At 40.2% G+C, this 23676-nt stretch carries 21 protein-coding genes; 9 read left to right on the forward strand and 12 right to left on the reverse strand.

Features of this window, described 5'->3' with window-relative positions; translation table 11 throughout:
• Positions 1-4 precede the first annotated feature (4 nt).
• The gene (locus tag IHV12_RS02760; RefSeq protein WP_197189723.1) at positions 5-424 is read right to left on the reverse strand and encodes a GNAT family N-acetyltransferase; all 420 of its coding nucleotides are present in this window, start codon (positions 422-424) and stop codon (positions 5-7) included.
• A gap of 72 nt (positions 425-496) precedes the next feature.
• Here IHV12_RS02760 and IHV12_RS02765 point away from each other — a divergent pair, with 72 nt between their 5' ends.
• Positions 497-808, forward strand: a complete 312-nt coding sequence (locus IHV12_RS02765; protein ID WP_197189724.1) for an MTH1187 family thiamine-binding protein — start codon at positions 497-499, stop codon at positions 806-808.
• Positions 809-966: 158 nt separating this feature from the next.
• Here the strand turns inward: IHV12_RS02765 and IHV12_RS02770 are convergent, their stop codons facing one another.
• Entirely contained in the window at positions 967-2532 is a 1566-nt protein-coding gene (locus IHV12_RS02770) for a flotillin family protein (RefSeq protein WP_197129465.1), read from the reverse strand.
• Between the two features lie 15 nt (positions 2533-2547).
• Entirely contained in the window at positions 2548-3081 is a 534-nt protein-coding gene (locus IHV12_RS02775; protein WP_197189725.1) for an NfeD family protein, read from the reverse strand.
• A gap of 231 nt (positions 3082-3312) precedes the next feature.
• Here IHV12_RS02775 and IHV12_RS02780 point away from each other — a divergent pair, with 231 nt between their 5' ends.
• Positions 3313-3993 (forward strand): DNA alkylation repair protein, encoded by a 681-nt coding sequence (locus IHV12_RS02780; protein ID WP_197189726.1) that lies wholly within the window; start codon positions 3313-3315, stop codon positions 3991-3993.
• Between the two features lie 12 nt (positions 3994-4005).
• Here IHV12_RS02780 and IHV12_RS02785 read toward each other — a convergent pair whose 3' ends face one another.
• Positions 4006-4761: an STAS domain-containing protein gene (locus tag IHV12_RS02785; protein WP_197189727.1), complete on the reverse strand. Its 756-nt coding sequence runs from the start codon at positions 4759-4761 to the stop codon at positions 4006-4008.
• Between the two features lie 208 nt (positions 4762-4969).
• Between IHV12_RS02785 and IHV12_RS02790 the strand changes: the two genes are divergently transcribed.
• From IHV12_RS02790 to thrB, 3 genes are read left to right on the forward strand one after another with little or no spacing between them, the layout of a single operon-like run.
• The gene (locus IHV12_RS02790) at positions 4970-6262 is read left to right on the forward strand and encodes a homoserine dehydrogenase (RefSeq protein ID WP_197189728.1); all 1293 of its coding nucleotides are present in this window, start codon (positions 4970-4972) and stop codon (positions 6260-6262) included.
• Between the two features lies 1 nt (position 6263).
• Positions 6264-7322: a threonine synthase gene (thrC, locus tag IHV12_RS02795; protein WP_197189729.1), complete on the forward strand. Its 1059-nt coding sequence runs from the start codon at positions 6264-6266 to the stop codon at positions 7320-7322.
• Positions 7323-8237 (forward strand): homoserine kinase, encoded by a 915-nt coding sequence (thrB, locus tag IHV12_RS02800; protein ID WP_197189730.1) that lies wholly within the window; start codon positions 7323-7325, stop codon positions 8235-8237.
• Positions 8238-8294: 57 nt separating this feature from the next.
• Here the strand turns inward: thrB and IHV12_RS02805 are convergent, their stop codons facing one another.
• The 3 genes from IHV12_RS02805 to IHV12_RS02815 all read right to left on the reverse strand — a co-directional run bounded on the left by IHV12_RS02805 (position 8295) and on the right by IHV12_RS02815 (position 12436).
• On the reverse strand, positions 8295-9470 hold the full coding sequence (locus IHV12_RS02805; RefSeq protein WP_197189731.1) for a glycosyl hydrolase family 18 protein: 1176 nt from the start codon (positions 9468-9470) through the stop codon (positions 8295-8297).
• 585 nt (positions 9471-10055) lie between these two features.
• Positions 10056-11291 carry an aminopeptidase gene (locus IHV12_RS02810; RefSeq protein ID WP_197189732.1) on the reverse strand — a complete coding sequence of 412 codons (1236 nt, stop codon included), beginning with the start codon at positions 11289-11291 and terminating at the stop codon, positions 10056-10058.
• A gap of 233 nt (positions 11292-11524) precedes the next feature.
• Positions 11525-12436, reverse strand: coding sequence for a GAF domain-containing protein (locus tag IHV12_RS02815; protein ID WP_197189733.1), 912 nt, complete (start codon positions 12434-12436; stop codon positions 11525-11527).
• 179 nt (positions 12437-12615) lie between these two features.
• Here IHV12_RS02815 and IHV12_RS02820 point away from each other — a divergent pair, with 179 nt between their 5' ends.
• From IHV12_RS02820 to IHV12_RS02835, 4 genes are all read left to right on the forward strand, one after another.
• Positions 12616-13077 carry a LytTR family DNA-binding domain-containing protein gene (locus IHV12_RS02820; RefSeq protein ID WP_197129435.1) on the forward strand — a complete coding sequence of 154 codons (462 nt, stop codon included), beginning with the start codon at positions 12616-12618 and terminating at the stop codon, positions 13075-13077.
• On the forward strand, positions 13074-13478 hold the full coding sequence (locus tag IHV12_RS02825; RefSeq protein WP_197189734.1) for a DUF3021 domain-containing protein: 405 nt from the start codon (positions 13074-13076) through the stop codon (positions 13476-13478). Before IHV12_RS02820 ends, IHV12_RS02825 begins: the two co-directional genes overlap by 4 nt.
• A gap of 286 nt (positions 13479-13764) precedes the next feature.
• Positions 13765-16152 carry an immune inhibitor A domain-containing protein gene (locus tag IHV12_RS02830; protein WP_197189735.1) on the forward strand — a complete coding sequence of 796 codons (2388 nt, stop codon included), beginning with the start codon at positions 13765-13767 and terminating at the stop codon, positions 16150-16152.
• An 81-nt stretch (positions 16153-16233) separates the two neighbouring features.
• Positions 16234-16623, forward strand: coding sequence for a hypothetical protein (locus tag IHV12_RS02835; RefSeq protein WP_197189736.1), 390 nt, complete (start codon positions 16234-16236; stop codon positions 16621-16623).
• Between the two features lie 192 nt (positions 16624-16815).
• Here the strand turns inward: IHV12_RS02835 and IHV12_RS02840 are convergent, their stop codons facing one another.
• The 5 genes from IHV12_RS02840 to IHV12_RS02860 all read right to left on the reverse strand — a co-directional run bounded on the left by IHV12_RS02840 (position 16816) and on the right by IHV12_RS02860 (position 23581).
• Positions 16816-19938 (reverse strand): MMPL family transporter, encoded by a 3123-nt coding sequence (locus IHV12_RS02840; RefSeq protein ID WP_197189737.1) that lies wholly within the window; start codon positions 19936-19938, stop codon positions 16816-16818.
• 15 nt (positions 19939-19953) lie between these two features.
• The gene (locus IHV12_RS02845; protein ID WP_153237487.1) at positions 19954-20406 is read right to left on the reverse strand and encodes a MarR family winged helix-turn-helix transcriptional regulator; all 453 of its coding nucleotides are present in this window, start codon (positions 20404-20406) and stop codon (positions 19954-19956) included.
• A 176-nt stretch (positions 20407-20582) separates the two neighbouring features.
• Positions 20583-21104 carry a DinB family protein gene (locus IHV12_RS02850; protein ID WP_197189738.1) on the reverse strand — a complete coding sequence of 174 codons (522 nt, stop codon included), beginning with the start codon at positions 21102-21104 and terminating at the stop codon, positions 20583-20585.
• A 356-nt stretch (positions 21105-21460) separates the two neighbouring features.
• A complete protein-coding gene (locus tag IHV12_RS02855; protein WP_197189739.1) occupies positions 21461-22474 on the reverse strand; it encodes an LLM class flavin-dependent oxidoreductase in 1014 nt (337 codons plus the stop codon).
• A gap of 108 nt (positions 22475-22582) precedes the next feature.
• A complete protein-coding gene (locus IHV12_RS02860; RefSeq protein WP_197189740.1) occupies positions 22583-23581 on the reverse strand; it encodes an LLM class flavin-dependent oxidoreductase in 999 nt (332 codons plus the stop codon).
• Positions 23582-23676: the final 95 nt, after the last annotated feature.

Raw genomic sequence — 23676 nt, forward strand, 5'->3', positions numbered from 1 at the left:
ACTTTTAGTAACAATTTCTATAATAAATAATCTCTGGATCTCCTTCATCTAAGTTATCGATAAATCCGCTTTTCGTAAAATTGTTCTTGATAAATACCTTTTTCATAGATTCATTTGATTTATTTGTGGATGAGAATAGCTTATTTGTAGGTGAGATCCTACTCATGTGTGTTAACAAACTACTCGCCAATCCTTTTCTTTGATGAGCCGGATCAACCATGATAAGCGATATAAAACAGCAGTCAAAGAAGTGAGTATGATAGATTAAAAAAGCAGCGATTTCATCCTCCTGATAGAGGATGAGACATCTTTCCTCTTTTATCGCATGTCCGAGCTCTTCTTTCCTGTGATCACTTCCTATTATTTTTTTATCTAATTCTATTATTTTTTGAAGATGATGTTTCTTCGCATACTGAATTTCCATAGTTATCGTCCTTTTGTTTGTCATTATGTTTGGTTTTGCTACAATAAAGTAAAAAGTTGAGGTGTTTTATTTATGGCAATTGTAGACATTACGATCATTCCAATCGGTACTGAAACTCCTAGTGTTAGTGAATATGTAGCTGAAATACAAAAAGTTCTTCAGCAAAACGAAGATAAGGTAAATTACCAGCTTACACCTATGAGTACATTGATTGAAGGCGAGCTTCCAGATCTCTTTCATGTGATTCAGCAGCTTCATGAGGTACCCTTTTCAAAAGGCATTCAGCGAGTAGCCACAAATATTCGCATCGATGACCGCCGCGATAAAAAGTCTACGATGGCAGGAAAGCTTGAGGCTGTCGAGGCTCAGATGAATAAGGAGTAATGGTTGAATCTGGCTGGTATGTGGAATCTCTGCGAACGAGCATAAATCTTCGTGAGCGAGCACAAATTCCGCTCAACGTCTCCTTAGCAAATATATTTACAAAAAGCTTACTCTTACAGGGGCTATTTCGCCCCATCCAGAGTAAGCTTTTTCTTTATTTATTCGCCCTTTGATGCTTTTACTTCTGCTTTTTCCTTTGTTGCCACTGCATTTGGCTCTTTTTTAGCAAATTCGATGCGAAGATCGTCGATGCTATTGCGAACATTCCCTTTGCCAGAGAAGTTTTCTAGCAGTTCTTTCACATCAATGCCTGAAGATGCTTTTAAAGATTCTTGAAGTGATGACATTAAATTCGTCGCGTAACCCGTAATACGGTTTGCTCCACCATTTTCACCGCCGCCTGTATCCACGACCGTAATTTTATCGATGTTAGAAAGAGGTGCTGCCACTTGCTTCGCGTATTCTGGAAGCATCTTAATCATCATATCCATCATCGCTGCCTGACCATATAACTCGAACGCTTCTGCGATCTTCTGTTTCGCTTCTGCTTCAGCAAGACCTTTCAGACGGATAACATCTGCTTCGGACTCCCCTTTTGCACGTTCCGCTTCTGCTCTTGAAAGTCCGTCTAGGCGTACTTTCTCAGCTTCGGCTTTTGCCATGGCTTCAACACGATACTTATGAGCATCTGCCTCAGCGACCTGTTTGCGTTTGTCAGCTTCTGCGTTTTGTTCAACTGCATAACGGTCTGCATCAGCTTTCTTCTTAACTTCTGAGTCGTATTGCTTTTCACGACGAAGAATCTCTTTTTCTTCAAGCTCGATCTGCTTTTGACGCTCGATGATCTTAATCTGCATCTGTTGTTCTGTTACTTGCTGTTTTGCGATCGCTTCTTCTAGGTGGTAAGCCTGGTCAGCACGGGCTTTAGCCACATCTTGTTCACGACGGAACTCAGCCACTTTCAGCTGATTCATCTTTTCAGCTTCCGCTACTTCTGTCGCGCGCCCTAACTCAGACTGCTTTGCTTCTTTATCTGCTTCAGCACGTTTGATACGCGTTTCTTTTTCAGCTTCTGCCATCGCCATGTCAGCGTCGCGCTTAATCTGTGCGATACGAGGCTTACCAAGAGAATCTAGGTATCCATTCTTATCACGAAGATCTTTGATCGTAAACGATACGATGATCAATCCCATTTTAGCTAGATCTTGAGAAGCTACACGTTGAACTTCCTGCGAGAATTTTTCACGATTCTTATAGATCTCTTCAACCGTCATCGATCCTAAGATAGAACGTAAATGACCTTCAAGGACTTCACGTGCTTCATTTTCACGATCTTCCTTCAACTTTCCTAAGAACTGCTCAGCAGCAGTCGCGATCTCACCGATTGAGCTTCCTACTTTAATGATCGCTGTTCCGTCAGCCATAACGGGAACACCTTGCTCTGTATATACTTCTGGTGTTTGTACATCTAACTTACTCGTTAACAAACTAAGCGGCTTTGCTTGTTGGAAAACAGGAAGTACGAACGTACCGCCTCCACGAACGATCTTAATACGATTGCCTGCTTCATCGATATTCACGTTCTTGCTTCCTAAGAAGCTTCCTGTTACGATTAATGCTTCATCTGGGCTCGCCGTTCTATACTTTGTAATAAAAACACTAATAAGAGCAACGACTAAGAATACGGCAACCCCGATAACGATAAACAACGGTGAAAAACTCATAATAACCCCTCCAGTTTAATGAATATATGTTTGTTCCACTTGCTCATAACGCATGACGGATACGACACCTTTTTGGATGTCGATAATCAACACTTTTTCTCCTTGAGGAATTGGCTTGTTATCCATGCTTATTGCGGATTTAGATATCCTCCCGCTTATACCTTCGATTAGAATTTCGCCAAATCCATCTGTCGGAACCGAAGTTAATACGGTGCCCACTCTTCCCTTAAGATCTTCATCTCGATAAGCTAATGATTCTTCTGATGAACGGATCGGCATCAAGACGAAAACGTTTAAAAGAGTCACGAGTAACAGCGAAAGTAATCCACTGAAAACCATAATGAACCAGCTGTTAATTTCCGTCATGATCTCTAATAAATAGCCCGAAGCCGTCCCGATTGTAAAAAAGGATAAGATGAGCGATGGGTGCAAAAAGTCCATTGCTGCATCGAGCATGTCACCAAAAAGGATGTATACAAAAGTGATGCACCCAAAAATGATAAAGCTTCCTAAATAGATCGTAGACAACGGATATCCGAATAGTTCCACGGTCATCTCTCCTGTCTTCATATACTTTTTATTGCAAAGCTATAAATGACCACGCCCTTTTGTCGAATTTGATATAACCTTAACAAAGTGAAACAAAAAAGATTGTAAAATTTTGTCGACAATAATTAATTTCCAATATTGGTTTTATATAGATATTTACGAGAGTTACAGAAAAAAGTTTCAGTTAGTTAACAATATTTTGTATAATTTTGTTAAAAGGAGTGAAATCCCATGTATGAAGAAAAATTGTGGCAGTATTTAAACAAACAAGCGAATAAAGAAGATGCAGAACCAATGAAAAAATATATGCGTGATCAGTTCGAATTTTTCGGAATTCGTTCTCCCATTTTGAAACAAAGTATGAAGGAATTTTTAAAGGAGTATGGATTACCTTCAAAAGAAGAACTACCATCATTAATTAAAGAAGCTTGGTCTCGGCCAGAACGCGAAATGCAGTATGCCACGTTTACAATAATAGAAAAATCAAAGAAGCAGATGACAAAAGAGGATATAGATTGGATCGAATATACCATCGTGAATAAAAGCTGGTGGGATACGGTTGATCATATTGCTAAACATATCGCAGGCTATTATTTGATGAAGTTTCCAGAAGAGATTGAACACGTTACGGAACGTTGGATCGCATCAAAAAACATCTGGCTTATGCGATCGGCCATTCTATTTCAACTCGGGTACAAACTCAAGACCGATAAAGAGCTCCTAGCACAAATTATTAAGGATACAAAGTACGATCAAGATTTCTTTATCCGGAAAGGCATTGGATGGGCGTTGAGAGAATATGCCTACACTGACGCCGATTGGGTATGGGAGTTCGTTCATACAGAGGAGTTAAGTCCACTTTCCTATAAAGAGGCGATTAAAAATATTAAAAAGACAAAGCAGCCGCACTAAACGGCTGCTTCTTTATTTTTGAAGTTCTGAAACAACATAACGAATAGCATTTCGAAAGGATACAAATGAACGTTGATTCGTATGTACACCAAGAGAAACCATATTTTTAACCATTTCTTTTGGAAAACCGCAGTACAATACATCTGCTCCCATCAACTTAATCGCATCTGTAAGCTTTTGAATCTCATGCCCCAGCTCAGGATCTGTGATGGTTGTTACACCTGAAAAGTCTAAGATGACACAATCCGCTTCATTGTTTAAGCATTCTTTTAATAGTTTCGTAGTCAACGTCTCAAGTCTCTCGAGTGTTAGCTCTCCAATCAGCGGCACTAACAGCGTATGGTCTGCGATTGTTTGAAGAATAGGCGTCGCTAGTTCATTAAGAAGTTCCTTTGTTTTTTCCTTTTCTTGTTCACGCTCTGTTATATCTTTCCACGTTAACAGATAGCCCCTTTTTTCATTCTGCAAGATTAGTTCTTTCACGATCAATCTTGCAACAAACTTATTAAAGAGAACAATCTGCATATCGATCGGAAACTCACCTTTTTTCAACAGCTCTTCTTGAAAAGAGCTTTTATGAAAACTTCTAATAGGTAAGCCAAGAATGTCTTCGGAAGATTCTATTTTAAGGTAAGTCTTCATCATTTCTATTAAATTCTTGCTGCTATGATTCATCCAAGAAATGTGCAAGTCTTGATCTATATAAAAGATATTCTCTTCTAAACAATTCAGAGTGTCCTTAACCGTTTCTTCTAACTCATAAGCCATAAGAAGCGCTCCCCTTTTTTACAGTCCTGTTCCTATCATATCGGAGATTATCCTATTACTCTATAAAAAAAGACTGAATAGACCTCGTTAATGTAAGCGCTATCTAAATCTTTACAAAAAATCCTGTTGTATGATGTTCCAACACCATGTAAAATGTCCATATCGAACATACATGTGTACTTTCCATAAAAACAAAGGGGCGGATAAAATGGTTACTCACGTTTCAGTAGGACTTTTAGGTTTAGGAACTGTCGGCAGCGGTGTTGTTAGAATGATTGAAGGAAATCGAGAAGAATTGCAGCACCGAGTTGGATGCCCTGTTTTTATTGAGAAGATACTCGTTCAGAATGTAGATAAAGAACGCCTAGTCTCCATTAACAATGAATGGTTAACACAGCATCCTGAGGACGTCATCCAAAATCCAAATATTCAGGTTGTAATAGAAGTGATGGGCGGCATTGAACTAGCGCGGGAATACATCACACTTGCTCTTCAAAACAAAAAGCATGTGATTACGGCAAACAAAGATCTGATGGCCTTATACGGTGCAGAGCTTTTACAAGTAGCTCATGAGAATGAATGCGATCTATTCTATGAAGCAAGTGTTGCAGGAGGCATCCCTATTATTCGTTCACTCGTCGATGGGTTAGCTTCAGACAAAATTACAAAGATGATGGGAATCGTCAACGGAACAACGAACTACATTCTTACAAAAATGGATAAACAACAGCGCAACTATGAAGAAGTATTAAAAGAAGCTCAAGATCTTGGATACGCAGAAGCAGATCCTACATCTGATGTTGAAGGTATCGATGCCGCGAGAAAAATGGCGATTCTCTCAACACTCGGATTCTCCATGCACATCCACTTGGATGATGTAACTGTTTCAGGTATTTCAAAAGTTACACAAGAAGATCTTGAATATGCACGCCAGTTCGGTTATACGCTGAAACTGATCGGAAACGCAAAAAAGGATAACGGAAAAGTGGAGATCAGTGTTGAGCCCACTCTTCTGCCTGACTCACATCCGCTAGCAAGTGTTCAAAATGAATATAACGCGGTCTATGTTTACGGTGAATCTGTAGGAGAAACCATGTTCTTCGGACCAGGTGCCGGGCAGCTTCCAACTGCTACTTCAGTGGTTTCTGATTTAGTTGCCGTGGTGAAAAACATGCGACTTGGTGTTAATGGTAAAAGCGTTGTTGCACCGCAGTTTGATAAACAGTTAAAACAGCCGAACGAGATCGACGGAAAATTCTTTTACCGGTTGTACGTGAAAGATGAGGCAGGTGCCTTCTCTTCGATCACTTCTCTGTTTGCACTGCATGACATCTCACTTGAAAAATTAATTCAGAGCCCTGTTGATCACAAAGGAGTAGCAGAAGTTGTGATCGTTACACACGGAACGAACAAGCAGCAAGATAGTCACGTATACAACCTGCTTCGTGACTCTGAAATGGTACAAGAAATCAAAAGTCACTATCGTGTGGAGGGAGCTTAACATGCATTGGAAAGGACTTTTACATCAATATAAAGAATATTTGCCGGTTAATGAGTCTACTCCCCTTCTATCTTTAAACGAAGGGCATACTCCACTCATTCCCCTGACACATCTATCTAAGGAATGGGGTATCAACCTTTATGCGAAGTACGAAGGAGCGAATCCGACAGGCTCTTTTAAAGACAGAGGCATGGTGATGGCTGTGGCAAAAGCGAAAGAAGAAGGCAGCAGAGCGATCATCTGTGCATCTACAGGAAATACATCTGCTGCAGCTGCGGCTTATGGCGCAAGAGCTGGCCTCAGATGTATCGTTGTCATTCCAGATGGTAAGATCGCTCAAGGAAAATTGGCTCAAGCAAAAATGTATGGAGCAGAGATCTTTGCGATAGAAGGAAATTTTGATGAAGCTCTTCAGATGGTACAGAAAATGAGTGATGAAGAAGATTTCACTCTTGTTAACTCTGTAAATCCATATCGTCTGGAAGGACAGAAAACAGCAGCTTTCGAATTAGTTGATGCGCTAGACGGATCACCGGATATTCTAGCTATACCAGTCGGAAATGCCGGTAATATCAGTGCTTATTGGAAAGGGTTCAAAGAGTATGATGCAGTGAGATCCTCTGGACTCCCCCGTATTCATGGATTCCAAGCAGCCGGTGCAGCTCCTATCGTAAACGGATCTGTGGTAAAGAATCCTGAAACGATTGCAACTGCCATCCGAATCGGGAATCCTGCGAGCTGGAAGTTAGCTTCATCTGCATTAGAAGAATCAGGTGGGGTCATTGATGCTGTTACAGATGAAGAAATCTTAGAAGCTTATCAGATGCTTGCATCCAAAGAAGGTGTTTTCGCTGAACCTGCTTCTTGCAGTACGATTGCTGGATTGTATAAACAACACAAACAAGGTTTGCTTCCAAAAGGCGCTTCGGTTGTGGCCATCCTAACCGGCAATGGTCTTAAAGACCCTGACATCGCGCTAAAAACAGTGCAACAAGAACCAATCCTAATTCCGAATGATTTTGATCTACTACGTCAACAGCTAAAAGGATGTGTTGTTTAAATGAAAGCAGAACCTTTTTCTATTCATGTTCCAGCAAGTACAGCCAATCTTGGTCCCGGCTTTGATTCTGTCGGGCTTGCGCTAAATAGATACTTAACGGTTCACGTTCAGCCGTTCGCTCCGAGAAAAACAACATTTCACGGCGAAGAACTTCAAGCATTCAATAAAGATGAGAACAACTTAATCATGCATGCTGCACAATTCACAGCAGATTCTTTTAGAAAAAAACTGCCTCCGTGTCAGCTAGATGTGGTTAGTACGTTTCCAACATCAAAAGGAATGGGAAGTTCTGCATCAGCGATCGTGGCAGGCATCGAACTCGCAAACATCCTTTTAAACCTTGAACTTTCTAAAGAATCAAAATCACTACTTGCAAGTTCACTAGAAGAACATCCTGATAATGTGATTCCTGCCATCTTTGGTGGTCTCACGATCAGTTTTTACAATGGACAAGTGGTAGAAACGGTCCATGTACCAGATGTTGCAGTTGAGATGATCGTTGCCATTCCAGATGGAGTTCTTCATACGAAACAGTCTAGAGGCTCTCTGCCAAACCTTCTTCCCTTCAACAAGGCGGTTGAAGGAAGCGCGATCAGCAATGTTCTTGTTGCAGCATTGATGAAGAACGACTGGAAGAAAGCAGCCGATATGATGAACCGCGATCTGTTTCATGAACCGTTTCGTTCGAAATGGGTTCCCCTGTATGCTGAACTTAAGGAAAAAGCAATCGAGCTCGGTGCTTATGGTGCAGCTATAAGTGGATCGGGACCATCCATCGTCTGTTTTACGCCTCATCAAAAAGCAGCAGGTATCACAGAACAACTGTCAGCACTGTTTCCTCAGTACCACTTTGAAACAGTTTTTCCAGATCGCAGAGGTGTAGTCGTCGAAAAATGTTTGTCCGCTGCTCTATAACTCAAACTTAAACAGGAAAAAGGATTAAGCACTTGAAAATGCTTAATCCTTTTTGTTTTATTTATGAGCAATCTCAAATTGATCTCTTAGTAGCGTCCAGTTTTCAGGGAATGGTTCTCCTAATACCCAATAACCAAGCCCTCTTAATTTATATTTCTTCACGAGTTGATTCTTTGCTTCAGCACTTTGTTCGTTCTCAAACCATACAACGTGCTCTTTGCCGCTATCATCTTTGTAATTAAAAAACGGTGCTTGAGACTCGTTATCGTATTTTACAGTCGCATCTTCTTTTAATGCCAAATCATGTGCTTCAGCAGGCGCGACGCGTTTAGCAAATTTATTTCCTTTTTTATATGGAAGTGTCCAATCGTATCCGTATAGCGGTGCGCCCATCACAATTTTTTCTGAAGGAATGACCGATGTTGCATACTTCACTACTTTCTCTACTTGCTTTACAGGCGCAACAGCCATTGGAGGTCCACCAGACCAGCCCCACTCATAGGTCATAAGAACAACAAAGTCAGCTAGTTCTCCATGACGTTTATAGTCATGTGCTCCATGCCACGGTCCTTTTTGTTCATCACTTGTCTTTGGAGCCAATGCAGTTGAAACTTTAAATCCTTCTTTTTGAACTTGTGGGATGATCGTTTCTAGAAAACCGTTATATAGCTCTCGATCTTTTTCTTTAATATGTTCAAAATCAATATTCAGTGCTTTATATCCTTTTTGCTTCATCGTGCTGATAACACTCCCAATCAGCGTTTTTGAAGCGGTTTTATCCGTGAAGATGTTATGTGCGATCTCAGGTGAAAAGTTTCCGTCTATAAAGTTTGTTAACACCATCATCGGCATGGCTTTAGATTTCTTCACTTCTTGAAGCGCCGCATAATCCTTAATCGGCTTAAGTGATCCATCTTTATTTACTTGATAACTAAAAAACGCTACGTAAGTTAGATCGTTTACCGATTCTTGTACATCTTTTATTGATTGTTTCGCTTCGATCGGCTCTAAGAATCCTAATGTCTCAATCTTCGTTTTACCATGATTCGTTTCAGCTTTTGAGATATCGACTTGTTTTTTCTGTGGCGAATTAATCTGTTCTAACCTTGGGCTATTTCGCGTTTCGTTACTCATGTTCTTTGGAGCGGCTTCGCTTTCCTTCATATTATTAGAGTTGCCGCAGCCGCTCAGTACAATCGTAAACGCCGCAAAAAGCGCGACTATCTTCTTCATAAACAAACCTCCTTCATTTTCGTTATTTTTCCATGAAGAGGTTTGTCCTATTCTCTTTTTTAGAAATAGATAGCTCGTACCTTCAACTCCTGTTAGTTTCTTAGCTTCCATAAGGTACAAAACAAGGAACTAACTCGTGTATAAAAAAGAGCTATTTTCTGCTTTTGAATGTTTTTTTTCCTTCCTATGCAAGTTGATTGGAGCGCAAGGTTGCCTGCCTTCCACTTGAGGATCTTCTCGCAAGGCATGCAACGAGGAAGTTCACTTCGTTAGCATAAACTTGTAGACGCAGGAGCAGATAGACAACCTTTTAGCGGTCAGGTGGAGACTCCTAAAGGCGCAAAGCGGCAGTCCGAAAAGTGGAAGTGACTCGTTCAGCCCCGACAAGCAAAAGTTGAATGGGCTAGGAAGGCGCACTTTGCCTTCTTGACTGTTTAACTTTTGACCTCGAGGGGTTAGTCACTGCAACTAGACAAGTGGCTCACCGGTCGCCCCATGGAAAGCGTGCAACCTGGAACGGAAATCAACTTCCTTCATAATACATTTCAAAAAAAAAGACCCCACGAGTGTGGAGTCTTTAAAACATTATATCGCCCAGTTTCCATTCTTAAATAACGGAATACGTTTGCCATCTTCATATTCAGCTTCAATTTCAAGATCTGCAGAACCGATCATAAAATCAGTGTGGCCGCGGCTGAAGTTGATCTCTTTTTCTTCCATCTGTTCTGGTGAAAGATTTCCTGCATCCTTCACTGACATCGTGATTGATGTTCCGATCGCTAGATGGCATGAAGCATTTTCATCATACAATGTGTTATTAAATGTGATACCTGAGTTTGAGATCGGTGAATCGTGAGGAACTAATGCAACCTCACCTAAGTACCCCATTCCATCATCGATGCTAAGCAGCTGTTTCAATGTGTCATAACCTTCCTCAGCCGTGAAATCAATCACTTTTCCATCTTTAAACGTTAAGCTGAAGTTATCAATGATGTTCCCCATCGCGGAAAGTGGTTTTGAGCTTGATACTTTACCGTTTACACCAAATTTTCTCGGTGTCGTGAACACTTCTTCCGTAGGCAAGTTCGGGATATAATACGTTCCGAACGTTGAATGGTGACCTCCACCAATCCACGTGTGATCTGGATGAAGATCGATGCTTAAATCCGTACCTTCTGATTTATAATGAAGCGTTTTGAACTGCTGTTCGTTTAAGTAGTTCACTTTCTCTGTCAACGTTTTCACATGATCGTCCCATGCTGCTACAGGATTATCCTGATCGACTCGAACGGTTTTGAAGATCGCTTCCCATAATGCATCTACCGCTTCTTCATCATTTTTGTCTGGGAATACGCTCTTAGCCCAACCAACTGTAGGTGCACCAGCAATCGCCCAGTGCATATCTCCTCTTAATTGACCTGCTGAGAAAGCTTGAAGTTTCTCACCGCGATTTTTTTGAACGAACATCATTCGCTCAGAAGGAACGCCTTTATAAGCATTTGGATCATTCCCCGTGATCATCAAAAAACAATCATGATTTTCCACAAGGCTGTTATATTTATCAATTTCCCATGAAGGTAGATCATTTTGAAGAACCTCTTCTGCTGCAAGAGTGAGATGAATGCGGCTTGTTTGTGTATCTGTCCAATCCACCATCACTCGTTTACAACCATTCTCGTATGCATGCTTCGTTACCTTACGCGTAAATTCTGCCGTCTCAATTGGCGAACTAATGAGCAACCTTTGTCCCTCTTTTAAACCTAACCCAACCTTTATCACTAATTCAGCGTATTGATCCAATTTTTCTTCAAATGACTTCATACTTTCCCCTCCGATTGGTGAATACATAAAAACGACTGATAAGTTTATATTATTTTAATTATATAAAAAAATGAATATTATGACTACTGTTTTCTTTAATGACTTCTAAGTGGACTGTAGTGTGAGAAACTTCTAAGCTACCCCATACTTAGGATAAGCTCACCTCACCTCCGGAAAAGTAAGGATATGAAACGGACAATGAAGATAAAGAAACATTTACTTAAAAGAAAAGATCACATAACAGACTGTGATCTTAAATGATTACTTTCAGTTTTATTTAGGCTAAATCCGATCTGCGAGAGTGCACTCTCTAAATTGTTCGTAATCATAATTCCTTTAAAATCTACATCAACATGTAAAGTTGTCATTGCGAGATCAGGTCTGAATCCCGTTAGAATCGGAGTAACACCTATTAACCTTAACAACTTTACAATATTTAACAGATATTCACTAACCGAATTATTGATTCTGCTCACTCCTGAAAGATCAACGATCATATACTCAAGTTCTAAGCTCATGCTGCTTTCTAGTGTGCTTTGAATGATGATTTCTGCTCGATATTCATTGATATGACCAATGATTGGAAGGATTGCAACACCTTTTGTTAAAGGAACGATCGGCACTGAAAGTTCTTTTATCTCTTTATTTGCCTTGTCCAGTTCTAACACGTACGTCAATAAGGATGACATCGTCTGGAAAAGCTCGATGTGCTGATCTGTAAACTCAAAGGTTTCAGTATCTAAACCACAGATGGTTCCGTAATTTTCACCATCTTCATAATAGATCGGTATTGCTATAAAGCTTCCACCACCTAGATCTGCCGTCACATTCAGATGCTTCGTCCGTTCATTTTCCGTAATATCTTCGATTAAAAGAATATCATTGCCTTGATCCACACTCACTTTACAAAACGTTTCTTGAAAGGGCATTGATGTACCTTCTTGAATCAATACTGTGTTTTTATTAATCGCTTTTTTTATTTCATTTACTTCTTTGTCGTTCTTAGCAATAAACAACGTATTAATGTTGATAAGTTTACTCATAAAATGAAGAATATTCTCTGTTGCTTCTTCAAAGTTTTTAACCGATTTATTTTTAAGCGCTGCATTTAGATGAATAGACAAAGTAAATGACCAACCTTTCATTTCCAAAAATCTCTTTAAGTTTATACTTTGATGGTCCACCCATTTATTTACCCTTCGCTAAATGAAATAAACATTTATGTAAAAAAAATATATCTTTCAACCGTCATTCCAGTCTTCTTATACCAAATTATGGTACTTGCTATTTGAATTATGCGATACTTTTTTTGAGGTGATGTTATTTGGAAATTAAGATTGATATTGATCCAAAGTATGAACAAACTGCCATTACGATTCAAACAAATGAAATGACTTCTGAGTTAGAGAGGATTCTCCTTTGCCTTAAGAACACCAAAACAAGCCACATAAAAATTTTTGGGACGAAAGAAGATCAAACGTTTATTTTACAACCATCAGAAATTGATTATTTTTATTCTGAAGACAGAAGAACTTATGCAAGAACGAAACAATCACACTATGAAGTAAGCATGAATCTCACTATGATCCAAAGTCATTTGAGGAATCACTATTTTGCACGCTTCTCTAAATCAGTAGTAGGAAACGTAAATCAGATTAAACGTTTTGAGTTATCGTTTAACGGAAATTTGTGTGTGTACTTTCATTCTGGACACCGAGAATATGTAAGTAAAAAATATGTTAAAGCACTAAAAGAAAAACTATTAAACGGAGGTACTAATGAATGATTGTGAATAATTGTTTTTTAAACAAGCTTTTAATCGGATTGAGTTTTGGTGCGGTGATATTTTTTGTTGCTTTAACTAGTTACATGCTATTCGAAATTGAGATAACTATGAAAGAACTTTGGCTGAATTTCACAGGCTCACTACTGGTCGGAATCTACTTTTCAACTGCATCGGTGATTTTTGATATTGAAAAATGGAGTACCCTTAAACAAACTAATATTCACTTTTTAACTTCAGTCGCATTCTTCTTCCCCATCGCCATACTTGCAAAGTGGGTGCCTGTTGAGCCTTCTCCACTCATAATATGCTTCCTGTGCTTTCTTATCATCTACAGCTTCATCTATTTAATCTTTTATTTTCATTTCAAAAGAATAGAACGGCAGTTAAACGATTTACTCTAAACTTTTATAAAAGCTAAAAAAAACAGCTCTTTGAACGAGAGTTGTTTTTTATGTCTAAAGAACTATATGGAAACTCCTAAAATAAAACATTCTTCACCATTTTTTCAAATTAAAAGTGTTTGAAAATAGTTCTTTAAATAGTAAATACTCCCTATTCTATATAAAAAACACGGGAGTTATCTCCTATTCTAGTAGATGCATTATCGTGGTAACATTTTGAATACACGGAATTATCCGACAATATATGTCGGTTTTCGGTAACTACTACGATTTAGGGGGAATCTTGGTGAAAAAAGGGAAATGGGTATCTGCTGCACTCGCTACTATGTTAAGCTGCTCTGCTTTTTCAGGTGTTAGTGCTGCACCAGCGAATGTATCATCCGATTTACAAGCTACACATCAACACGAAGATCACAAAGGACATAAGCATGGAGGCGGTCCTTTTGATTTAGGCGTCGCCAACGATGAAAAATTGATCGAAATGCTAAAGAAACAAGGTGAAATCAGTAAAAACGCATCTGAAGCAGATGCACAGAAAAAATTACAGCAATTTTTACACAAAAAACAAGAGAACGCTTCTAAATTCTCTGAAGGTGCTTTAGAAGATGAACATAGTGAAAAACGTAAAGAAATTAGAAGTAAGCATAAAAAAGATGGCCTTAAAAAAGACGGTAGAAAAGAAGATAAAATCAAAAATGTAAAAGAAGAAAAGTGGAAAGGACAAAAGCGTGTAGATAACGTACTTGTTCTTATGATAGAGTTTCCAGACTACCCTGCTACGAACATTAAAGCAGACGAAACAGATATGTTTTATGAAGAATATCCTAAGAAACACTATGAAGACTTAGTCTTTGGAAATAAAGGATATAAAGGACCGAACGGGGAAAAATTAATCTCCATGAAGCAATATTATGAACAACAATCCGGTGGAAGTTACTCTGTAACAGGTAGTGTTGGAGGTTGGTATAAAGCTAAACATCCAGCTGCTTATTATGGAGGTAACGTACCTACTCCAGACGGTAGCGACAAAGACGCTCGTTCTCTAGTAAAAGAAGCATTAGAAGCGGCAGCAAAAGATCCTAAAATTAATCTAGGAGACTATGACCAAGAAGATCGCTACGACATGGATGGTGATGGCAATACACGTGAAGCTGATGGTTTAGTAGATCACCTCATGATCGTTCACTCAAGCGTTGGTGAAGAAGCTGGCGGAGGTGCACTTGCTGGTGACGCAATTTGGAGCCACCGTTGGAATCTAGGACAGCCTTTCCCAATCGCAGGCTCTGAGTCTGAAGTTGATTATTGGAACGGCATGATGGGAGCTTACGATTATACGGTTCAACCTGCTGATGGAGCCGCTGGCGTATTCGCTCATGAATATGGTCATGACCTGGAGCTTCCAGATGAGTATGATACACAATACACTGGCCAAGGTGAGCCTGTTGCTTACTGGTCGATCATGTCTAGCGGAAGCTGGGCTGGTAAAGTTCCTGGTACGGAGCCAACTGGTTTCAGTGCTTGGTCTAAAGAGTTCTTACAAGCGTATATCGGTGGTAACTGGTTAAGTGGAGAAACGTTCGTTTACGAAGAGATCGATCGTAAAGGAATTGAAGTTCTTCTCGATCAGGCAAACACGAAAGGTACGAACAATGATGCCGTTCGCGTTGATCTTCCACAAAAAGAAACAGTGGTTAACAAGCCGTATAGCGGCGAAAACCAATATTTCAGTGGCAGCGGAGATGACCTTGATAACTCATTAGTTACCTCTCTTGATCTTACAAAAGCTTTAACAGCTTCACTAAACTTTAAAACTTGGTATGACATTGAAACAGATTGGGATTATGCTTCTATTCAAGTGAAAGAAGAAGGAGCAACGGATTGGGTAACTGTTAAAGGAAACCTGACAACAGATACGAATCCAAATGAACAAAACCCTGGCCACGGTATTACAGGAAGCACGAATGGTGAATGGGTAAACGGAGCATTCAATCTATCAGCTTATGCTGGCAAGAAGATCGACCTGAAATTCAACTATTGGACAGATGTAGCTGCAACAATGCCTGGATTCTTTGTAGATGACATTTCTGTAAACGTTGATGGAACTGAAGTATTGTTTGATAATGCTGAAGGAACGTCTACATTTAAGCAAGAAGGCTTCACGAAGAACCAAGGAAAATTCTTTTCTGATCATTACTACTTATTAGAATGGAGAAATCACCAAGGTGTTGATAAAGGGCTTGGGCACATCGCTCGCGGTAAAAGCTTGATGTCTTATGATGGCGGACTTGTTGTTTGGTACGTGGATAACAGCTATTCTGACAACTGGACAGGCATCCACCCTGGAGATGGTTTCTTAGGCGTAGTTGATGCGAACCAAGAAACGCTTAAATGGAGCGATGGTAAAGTAGCTTCAACTCGCTACCTGATCCATGACGCTGCGTTCAACACAGATAAAGGTAAACCGATGTTCTTAGATTACAAAGCAATCAATGGAACATCGCTTACAGATAACGCGATCCATCCAAACTCCGTATTCAATGATAAAGATGACTACTCTAACCCTGGCCTTCTAGACGCAGGACGTAACGTTCCACAATACGGACTAAAGTTCTCAGTTGAAGGAAAGAGTAAAGATAATTCTGTAGCGAAGATTAAGATCTCTCGCAAGAAATAAACATTATTCAGAAACCCAACTGTGTACATGCAGTTGGGTTTTATTTTCCTAGGGTAAACTGTTAATAAGGAGGGTATAAAGATGAAAAAGTTTGTACGCGTATTCTTAACGGTTTTTACACTGATCTTGCTTATGAGTTGCAGTTCACAAGAAAACGATAATCTTCCTGGGAAAAACACAAAGGAATCAGAAGAAAAAAAGGCAGAAACTGATCCAAAAGATTCCTCTGATTCTAAATCTGCAGAACAAAACGAGGTGACTGCCATGATCGCGAATGACGAAAGAATCATTCAGATGCTCAAAGATAAGGGAGAGATTCCTGAGAATGCCACAACAGAAGAAATCAACAACGCTCTCCAAAAATATCTGCAGCAAAAGAAGCCTGGCAATCTAGAGGATGAAAAAGCTAAAAAGAAATACATCGAGGAATTGAAGCAAAGTATTCAAAAAGAAAGTAAGACAGCTGAATAATTGTCTGATTTGGCGGGCAGGTGAGACACTTATACGGAAACGTACGAATGTGGTTCACCGCCTGCCCCGCGGAAAGCGAGCATCTGAAACGGAAATCAAATACTTTCAAAGCAACCACATTATATAGAAAACAAAAAAAGATGGTTTAAAGTGTCTATTCTTAGAGCACTTTAAAACCATCTTTTTTATTGCTTAACTTCGTTTATATGGCCACCAGTTTGCTTCACCAAAGTTCTTAACTAAAACTGGGATGAGTAACGGCAACACGACAAATGCATATAGAAGCAACCCTACTAAGATGATGGACGCGATCTGTAATAATGAAAGCATTCCAGAAGGCATCATCGCAGCAAACGTTCCACCTAATATGATAACCGCGGAAATGATAACCGTCCCCATCTTTTTCATAGCGAGAAGCATCGCATCTGCAACCGTAAGATCTTTATATTCATTAAATCGATCCATTAAGAAGATGCTATAATCAACGCCGAGCGCCACAAGGATTACGAATCCAAAGAACGGAACAGCCCAGCTGATTCCTGTATATCCTAATAAGTTTACATAGATGAATTCATTGATCCCCATTGACGTGTAATACGTTAAAATGAGTGAACCGATCAAGTAGACAGGCATGATTAAAGAACGGAACAAGAATACAAGAATGATCGAGATTCCTACTAGCATGAGCAGAACGGTTCTTGAGAAATCATTGCTAGAAACAGTCTGCAAGTCAGCGTTTGAACTCGTGATTCCCCCAACTGCCACTTTTGCGTTTTCTAGCTCCGTTCCTTTTGTCACTCGATTGATCGCTTCTTTTATCTCGCCTACTTCATCAATTGACTCGTTAGAATAAGGGTTGATTCCAAACACTACATCCATCGTCATCGTTTTGCGATCTTCTGATAGATAAGCATGGAGTGCCTGTTCAAAATCCTCGCTTTCAAGGACCTCTTCTGGCATATAAAAAGCACTCTTATCCTTTGTTTCGGCTAGGTTGTTCAAATAATCCTGCGCAGAACCAAGACCATCTGACACTTGATTTAATCCGTCAGCACTCTGATCTAAACCAGTCGTTAACTGACTAAACTGACCACCAAGGTCTTCAAATCCTTTTAGAAGTTCTTGTTGGCCGCTATTGATACCGCTTAAGCCGTTTGTTAACTTAGGCACATTATCAACGATCTGACCTTGACCGTTAGCTAACTGCCCGAGACCGGACTGAAGTTGATCTGTACCATCGATCACTTGCTGAAGTCCACCAATAATGCTTTGCTGGTAACCATTAACCTCTTTAAATTTCCCATTAGCTTGTTGAACACCTGATGAAACTTGACTCAATCCACCGTTTAATTGGTCTAGTTGACCTTTGATAACAGGCAATTGGTTTTGAGTTGCTTTCACTGTGTTCTTTATTTTCTGATACTCTGCATCGTTTTCTGGAATTTCATAACGATCTTCCAAAGCTTGAAAATCTTGTTCTGTAATCGAGGCTAAAGCAGTATTCAAGCTTCCTAAACCTTGCCCTAGTTTTACGTAGTTTGATTGGATCGTTGATAGATTTGATCCCGCTTGTTCATAACCCTGCTGAATCTTTTGATAACCAGCCAACAGCTCTTGTTGTTTAGATTTTATCTGTTGTAATCCCTTTTTTGCGTCAGCTGCTCCTATCGTTCCTTTTCGAATTCCATCTTCTATCTTCACCAGATTCTTTTGAATCTCGTTTAAACCCGATTGAGTAGCACTCGTGCCGTCGATAAGCTGCTGAATGCCGTCAGTCGCACCAGTCAGCTGCGGCTCAGATTTTGATAACTCTCCGCTCGCTTCCATAAGTCCGCTGCTGATTTTATTGATCCCTTCTTTTCCATCACCAAGGCCATCGCCTAAGCTCTCTGCTTGCTTGTAGACGAAGAATTCTTCAACCGGTTCGCCAGTAGGCCTGGAAACAGACCTTACCGCATCAACATGATTAACCTTTTCTAGTTCCTGACTGATCTTTTCAGCAAGCTCCATGTATGAAGTCGAGTCCATACTTTCATCATTTTTAATAACGATGTTTGTTGGCATCGATTCTCCCGCTCCAAAGCTTTCTTCAATTACATTAAACGCTTGGATCGATGAAACATCCCCTGAAATTTCTTCTAATGAGTTAAACGATAGCTTTCCATCATACGTCACAAGAAAAGGTACGCATATCACCGCAACGAGTACGAGCGATAACAATGGACGTTTTAACGAAAAGTTCCCTGCAACTGCCCAGAGCTTGCTTTCGCCATGCTCCGCTTTTTTCTTAGATGGCCAAAAGATTTTCTGCCCCAAGACCATCATGAAGAAAGGAACAATAGTGAATAGAGCGACTAAAAGTATACCTACACCAACCGCAACGGCTGCTGCTGATTGATAGAGAATGAACTGTGAAAAACCGATCGCAGCAAATCCAATCATGACCGCCAATCCACTAAAGAAAACAGTACGTCCCGCCTGACGATACGTTGCGATAATCGCTTCTGTTTTACTTTCTGTGAGTGTTAGTTCTTCTTTATATCGACTTAGCAAAAGAATGCAATAATCTGTCCCGATTCCAAACAGTACAGCGACTAAAAAGATCTGCGTATAATTGGAAATTGGAAAGTCGAACGAATCGACTAACATCGCCACGATTGATTGTGAAGCAAGATACGTCACACCAACGGTTAACAACGGAATAAGTGGGGCAACAACCGATCTGAATACTAAGAGCAACACGCCTAGAATGAATACTACCGTAATGCCTTCTGTCTTTTTAAGTCCCTCTTCAGAACTCTTTACAAGATCTTCGTTGATCATCCAGTTACTTGTGTAATAGTGATCAACATTGTTGTCTTGGATCGTTTTGTATAGAGCCTCATTCACTTCACTTGGCTCCCGGTCATTCCAAGCTACTTTTATAGACGTTAAGATAGAGTTTCCATCTTTTGAGACTAACTGCTTCTCCAGACTTTTTTCATTAAAGTGAGTCAGAATCTCCGTGATTCCTAGTTCTTCTTTGCTCTTTTCAAGTTGACGAATCGCACGCTCAACTTCTTTTTGATCTGCGGCACTAAGCCCCTTTTCATCTGTAAAGACAAGGGCTACGGTAGACTCATCTCCACCTCCTTCTTGTTCCTGAACTTCGCTCATAATGTCTGAAGCCAATGATGACGAATAGCCATCCGGTACATCGACTTGTCCTTTTTCTCGAACCAGCTCTGCCATATTAGGTGCCGATAACATAAGAACGGCAACGACAGCGATCCATGCTACAAGCACAAGCCATTTTTGTTTTAAAATAAACCGCACGATTTCTCCCCCTGCCTATTGTTTTTCCTGAAGTGTTGTTAAGATGTTATTGATCTTTTCGTACGTTTCAATAAACTGCTTGATCTCCTGCTCCTCAAACTGAGTAATGATGGATTCTACCAAGTTGTAGATTCGCTCTTCTGTTTTTTTGTAAAGCTCGAGTCCCGTTTCCGTTAATGTGAGATAAACGACGCGGCGATCATTTTGATCTCTCGTTCTCTCGATCAAATCTTGATCCCACAATTTTGTGATCACAGCTGTAATGGCACTTTTTTTTACATCAAAAACTTTAGCTAGCTCGGTTGACGTGCAGTTCTCAGTCTTGTAAATGTACTTCAATGTATAAAATTGATCATTAGAAAGTTCACTCTGCAGCTGTTCTTTTACGAGCGACTCCCCTTTTTTATGGACGGCAAATGTGAGATCGATATAACGATCAACAAGTTCTTTAATGGATAGTTGTGACATGGTAACCTCCTGGTGGTTCATTTTTTTAACTGTTCAATAATTGAACTATCTATTTCCAAACTTAGATTACATGGTGGACAAGCATCTTGTCAATCACTCTACTGTAACTTTTACAGAGATCTATTTAAACGTAACAAAAAAGACATATCTCTTTAGATATGCCTTCTTTTTCTTTCTTATGAAGTTTGCTTGTTTTCTTGTAGTGAATAAAGATAAAAAATATAATCGATCGATGCTCCTTTATAGCCGAGCTGATTGACGATTGCCGATAGATGACCTCGATGATACGTGCCGTGATTTACGATGTGCTGATTAAGATCTGCATAGGTTGAATGTAGTGTTCCGAAATGTGGATGATGAACGGTAATATCAGCGGATAAATCTCCTATTCCTTTGATGAAATTCTCGTAGTCTTCAGATATGGTTTGAAACTTCATGTGCATGTTTTGTAGATCTGCCAAGTTTAATTCTTCGTGTAGCTGTTTTACGGAGTTAAAAATATCTTCGAATGTTCTCCCTTTTAGTACCTGTAGCCATACATAGTCAACTTGATACATATGTACGAGAACATCGGCAATCGTAGGAAAAACACTTTCTACCTCTTTTCTATACATTTCGGTTGGAAGTTCTTTAAGTTTCTCAAATACCTTCTCATTAGCCCAAGAGTTGAATTGTTGAAGCTGTAGCGATTTACCCATCTTTAATACCTCCAAGTTTGTTATTCCAGGTACTAATTTCGATATTGAGATGGAAAACTCCTTTAAAAATGCAAACAAATGTTCTTTTTCGTCAGACAGGAATTCGTGCGGCTTTTGGAAGTGACTGTTCGCTTTCTGCGGGGCAGGATGTATGCCACATTGTATACCCTCCGAGGCATTTGATGGGTTCAATCCAGAAGTTTTACGGTTTTATCCTGAAGTTTTGCTGTTTTATCCACGAGTTTTGCTGCTCAATCCAAAAGTTATCTGCGAGTCTACAAACTTCGACAAGCTCTGAAACTCAAATACCCAAAAAAAGCGCACTCCCCTAAGGAGTACGCTGATCATCACATACCTTATTTTACGATCTCTGATAACAACTCAAAAGAACGCAATCTTGCAGCATGATCGTAGATCTGACCATTTACAATAATTTCATCTGCCTGTGTTTCGTCCAAGAACGCTTGCAGCTTAGCTTTAACCGTTTCAGGACTACCGATAAAGGATGTGCGTAATTGTTGGTCGAGTGCCGCTTTTTCATACGGACTCCAGATCCCATCCATGCTCTCAACAGGGGGCTTCAGCTTCGTTGGATTTCCACGGACTAAGTTGACGAACTGCTGCTGAAGAGAAGTAGCGATTCGTGCTGCTTCCTCGTCTGTATCTGCGATTACCACGTTTGCTCCAACCATCGCATACGGTTTCTCAAGTACTTCTGATGGTGTGAACGTATTACGGTATAACTCTAGAGCAGGAATCGTGTTGTCTGGGGAGAAATGACTCGCAAATGCAAACGGCAGTCCTTCTCTACCTGCCAATCGTGCACTAAATCCGCTTGAACCTAAAAGCCAGATTGGAATATCTTGCCCTTCTCCAGGAACTGCTCTAACTTTCATCGGCGATTCTGCTCGTTCTGGATCGAGATACGTTCGCAGTTCATCTAACTGATACGGAAAATCATCACCCATGTTGCCTAGATCACGGCGAAGCGCTTGTGCGGTTACCTGATCAGTTCCCGGAGCTCGGCCTAGTCCGAGGTCGATTCTTCCGGGATAAAGTGCATCAAGTGTGCCGAATTGTTCAGCAATCACGAGTGGGGCGTGGTTAGGAAGCATGATCCCACCAGAACCGACACGAATTTTTGAAGTACCACCCGCCACATGTCCGATCACGACCGAAGTAGCAGAGCTCGCGATTCCAGGCATGTTATGATGTTCAGCTAGCCAATAACGGTTGTATCCCCATTTCTCAGCATGCTGAGCGAGATCTAACGTATTTTGAAACGATTCCGTTACCGTTCCGCCTTCAACGACCGGTGCAAGGTCAAGAACTGACCATTTCACATCACTTAAATTTTTTTTATTGGACATCGTAACGTCCTCCTTATTTAAAGCAACAAAAAATTAGCTACTATATTTTAATAATTCGCTACTAGTATAACAAGTTTGCTTTCTTAAATAAAAAATACTGCTTATCCTTTATGTGGATAGCACGTGCTTAGCGAGCAACTCATATGACTTTTTGCGGTCTTCATAAGAGTGAGTAATCGTCACAATCATTATTTCATCTGTATGATAGATTTCTTGAAGTCTCTGTAGTTCTTTCTTTACCTCTTGTGGTGTGCCTATCATCATTTTTCTTTTTGCCTCAAGTATTAATTGTTTCTGTTCTTCTATAGAGAAAGAGCTCTGAGCTTCTTCTAGTGTCGGAACGCCACTTCCCTCGCCAGCAGCATTCTGTTTTCTCCATAGAATTCCTGGTAATGCGAGTTCCTCAGCACGTTCCGTTGTTTCTGCGCAGATCACAGAAACCGCAACAATGGTTTTTGCTGTTTTCAATAATGATTTTGGCTGAAAAGACTTTTGGTAGGATGCTACAATTTCGTGCCCTGGTTTATCACTCATAAAATGACCGAACGCATAAGCTGTTCCAAGTTCTGCAGCTAAATTAGCACTTTTTTGGCTTGTTCCAAGAATCCATGGAACGGGCGAAATCTCAGGGACTGGCGCAGCCTGAATCTTAGAGAACATATCGTCGTTTGGAAAATCGTTATGCAGAAAATGCAGCAGTTGTTTAGTGTAGTCAGGAACTTTTCGAACATTCTCCAGATAATTGTCCGAAAGAGCGATCGACGCTTCTGCTGAACCCCCAGGTGCACGGCCGATACCTAGATCGATTCTATCTGGAAAAAGAGTAGCAAGCATGTTATAGGTTTCCGCAACTCTGTAAGGTTTATAATGCGGTAAAAGCACAGCTCCTGCGCCGAGTCGTATCTTTTCTGTGTTTGCCCCTATGTAGCTCAACATCACTTCTGGCGCTGAACAAGATAAGCCGCTAAAGTTATGATGTTCCGCGATCCAATAACGAATATATCCGAGCTTTTCTCCCTCTTTTGCCAGATCCATTGAAGCTTGAAGAGCATCTTGAGCACTTTTACCAGAGGAGATTGGTGATTGATCGAGTATGCTTAATTTCATCAGGTGCATCCTCCCTTGTATTCTTGTATTTTACTCCAATCTGACTCTCTTTACTTTTTTTGAGGATTATATAATAAAAAAAGAACCCCACTTGA

The organism is Fictibacillus sp. 7GRE50 (assembly GCF_015903875.1).
GTDB classification, from domain to species: Bacteria; Bacillota; Bacilli; order Bacillales; family Fictibacillaceae; genus Fictibacillus; species Fictibacillus phosphorivorans.